The sequence below is a fragment of the Devosia sp. genome (assembly GCF_017307565.1).
Classification (GTDB): Bacteria; Pseudomonadota; Alphaproteobacteria; order Rhizobiales; family Devosiaceae; genus Devosia.
Map to the genome: position 1 here is coordinate 1 of NZ_JAFKHD010000301.1, position 3,172 is coordinate 3,172.

The window sequence follows — 3,172 nt, forward strand, 5'->3', positions numbered from 1 at the left end:
GTGATGGGCAGCCGCGTCATCAAACCACGTCAGTCGTCTCCTTTTGTCGAGGACGGCGGGAGCGTGGCAGAGAAAGGTGCGGCGCTTGCGGCCCTGATCGGGTCCTGCGCGCTTATGCCCGTGGTCGCCGGAGCCGGGTCGCTGATGTTGCATGTGCCCGCGTTCATCTGGTGCTCCACCCAGTTCAAGCCGAGGACCAGCATCATTCTCGCGGGTCTTTCGGCCATGTGGATTCTGTTCGCGGTGCCGGCGGGAATCATTCCGCTCTATGTCGACCACTCCAGCCTCTCCTCGCATTGGGACATTGCCTCGTTCCGACTGGGGATCGGCTTCCTGACTCTCGGCGCCCTTGCGATGTCGATGCTCAACACGTTTTGGCTCGACGCCAATGACGAGCTGGAGCACCGCGCCAACCATGACTTTCTTACTGGCCTGCTGAACCGGCGTCAGTTCAACGCGATGTCAGAGTTCGCCATCGCCCGACAGCGAGCCGGCACGCCCAACGTGGCAATGGCCATCGATATCGACCGCTTCAAATCGATCAATGACGCTCATGGTCACCCGCTCGGCGATCACGTGCTTCAGGTCGTGGCCGGGTTGTTGACCAATGGGCTGCGCAAAGGCGACATTCTGGGCCGCCTTGGGGGCGAAGAATTCGCCATTGTCCTGCCTGGCGCCAGAATCGACGAAGGCACGCGCGTGGCAGAACGCCTGCGCGAGGCCATCGCTTCGGAAACGCTCAAGCTGGGTGACGTCTTCATTTCCACCAGCGTCAGCATCGGGCTTGTGGAGTTCCACGCGCCGGCCGATCTCTCGCGCATGCTGAGCCTTGCCGACGAGGCGCTGTATGAGGCCAAGAACGCCGGCCGCAACCGCGTTATGGCCCACAAGAGTGCGACGCTGCTGCAGCCGGCAACCGCCTGAGCGCTTGCATTGCCGGGGCTTTTCCCCTATAGCGCGCCCAGCAATTCGTTTGGCCGGGGGCTGAACGGAGGGTTTTTCCTTTGATGGGGCTCTGGCCTTAGCTGGGAAAGACAGGACTGTTCCAGTCCGGCCTCCCGTGTTCCCGCTCTTTGCAAGACTGCTTTGACGCCTTTCCGGCTTCGAAGGGGCTCCGCGCCAGGCATTGCGTATCGAAACCGAAAGGAAGGCGCATTCTATGGCCCTTTACGAACACATCTTCCTGGCTCGCCAGGACGTTTCGCAGCAGCAGGTTGAAGAACTGACCGCTGCCCTGACCGAAGTCCTTTCCCAGGGCGGCGGCAAGGTCACCAAGAACGAATACTGGGGCCTCAAGGGTCTCTCCTACCGCATCCGCAAGAACCGCAAGGCTCACTACACGCTGCTGAACATCGACGCATCGGCCCAGGCCATTGCTGAAATGGAACGCCAGATGCGCATCAACGAAGACATCCTGCGCTTCATGACCGTTCGCGTCGACGAACTGGAAGAAGGCCCGTCTGCGATGATGCAGAAGCGCGACCGCGACGACCGCGATGGCGGTGGCCGTGGCGAACGTGGTGCCCCCTCGGGCGACCGCCGTCCCCGTCGCTTCTAAGATAAGGAACGCATAGCCATGGCTATTAAAGACCTCACCACTTCCCAGGCCCGTCGTCCGTTCCAGCGCCGTCGCAAGACCTGCCCGTTCTCGGGCGAAGGCGCACCGAAGATCGACTACAAGGACGTCCGTCTGCTGTCGCGCTACGTTTCCGAGCGCGGCAAGATCGTCCCGAGCCGCATCACGGCCGTTTCGGCCAAGAAGCAGCGCGAACTGGCCCGCGCCATCAAGCGCGCCCGCTTCATCGGCATCATGCCGTATGCCGTGAAGTAAGCTTCGGCTTCACTTCCAAAAATACCCGTTGGGGTAGCGGATGGTCCGCGGCCCCTAACCGTTCCCCGGAACGGGACAGCCAAAGGATAAAGACATGAAAGTCATTCTGCTCGAGCGTATCGGTCGCACCGGCACCATCGGCGACGAAGTCACTGTGAAGGACGGCTTTGCCCGTAACTTCCTCCTGCCCCAGGGCAAGGCTCTTCGCGCCACCGAAGCCAACCGCAAGCGTTTCGAAAACGAACGCGCCCACATCGAACAGCGCAACGAAGAGCGTCGTAACGCCGCTGCCGGTATCGCCGAAGGCCTCAACGGCCGCACCGTGGTGATCATCCGTCAGGCTGGCGAAACCGGCCAGCTCTATGGTTCGGTCGCTGCTCGTGACGTCGTGGAAGCCCTGGCCAACGATGGTTTCATCGTCCAGCGCAACCAGGTCGACCTCGCAGACCCGATCAAGACGGTCGGCGTCCACACCGTGCCGCTGGTGCTGCACGCTGAAGTCGCCGTTTCGATCATCGTCAACGTCGCCCGTTCGGCTGACGAAGCGACCCGTCAGGCCGCTGGTGAAGACGTTACCGTCCACACCTTCGAAGCTGACGAAGGTGGCGATTTCGCCGCTGGCCAGGCCGACGCCGCCAACGACGACCGTTTCGAAGAGTAGTCTTCGGACACTATCGGAATTGAAAGGGCCGGGCGAAAGCTCGGCCTTTTTGTTTGGTGGCAACAGAATCGGCCATGCGCAGGCCACTATCGGCTGGCAAGTAACAGTCTCACTAATCCCCGTTGTCCACAGAGTTCACAAGCTGCGGAAGGATGGCGTTTACCCGCGGCGCGTTAGGCCGAGACTCTGCCCGCCTATGCGTGGTTAGAAAGGTTAACACCCCCGAGGATCACGATGGCTGAGATCGCACGGCTCCACCCGGCCGAAGACAAGTCGTTTCGCGTCGCCCCCCACAATGTGGAGGCAGAGCAAGCTCTTCTGGGCGCCATCCTCATCAACAACGAAGCCTTCTACCGGGTCTCGGATTTCCTTGAGCCGGAACATTTTTATGAGCCGGTGCACCGGGATATCTATGAGATCACCAGCAAGGTGATCCGCGCCGGCAAGTCGGCCGATCCCACCACGATCAAGACCCACCTGCCCGACCAGCTGCTGCCTGAGATGACCATGGCGCAGTATCTGGCGCGTCTTGCGGCAGAAGCCACCACCGTCATCAACGCCTCCGACTATGGCCAGGCCATCTACGACCTCGCCATTCGCCGCAGCCTGATTCTGGTCGGCGAGGAGATGGTTTCGGTCGCCTATGAGTCCGAGGTCGAAATGACCCCGAACCGGCAGAT

At 61.3% G+C, this 3,172-nt stretch carries 5 protein-coding genes; all 5 read left to right on the forward strand.

The genetic code is table 11. The annotated features are described in order from the left end of the window. On the forward strand, nt 1-924 hold a 924-nt coding region (locus J0I64_RS08975), incomplete at its 5' end, for a GGDEF domain-containing protein (protein ID WP_291407296.1). A gap of 235 nt (nt 925-1,159) precedes the next feature. Continuing rightward, complete coding sequence (rpsF, locus tag J0I64_RS08980; protein WP_291407298.1) at nt 1,160-1,558, forward strand: 30S ribosomal protein S6; 399 nt, start codon at nt 1,160-1,162, stop codon at nt 1,556-1,558. Between the two features lie 24 nt (nt 1,559-1,582). Continuing rightward, nucleotides 1,583-1,831, forward strand: coding sequence for a 30S ribosomal protein S18 (gene rpsR, locus J0I64_RS08985; RefSeq protein ID WP_152565849.1), 249 nt, complete (start codon nt 1,583-1,585; stop codon nt 1,829-1,831). A 94-nt stretch (nt 1,832-1,925) separates the two neighbouring features. After that, a complete protein-coding gene (gene rplI, locus J0I64_RS08990; RefSeq protein WP_366933729.1) occupies nt 1,926-2,492 on the forward strand; it encodes a 50S ribosomal protein L9 in 567 nt (188 codons plus the stop codon). Between the two features lie 234 nt (nt 2,493-2,726). Then, nucleotides 2,727-3,172: DnaB-like helicase N-terminal domain-containing protein (locus tag J0I64_RS08995; protein ID WP_291407300.1), on the forward strand; the 446-nt coding region annotated here is incomplete at its 3' end.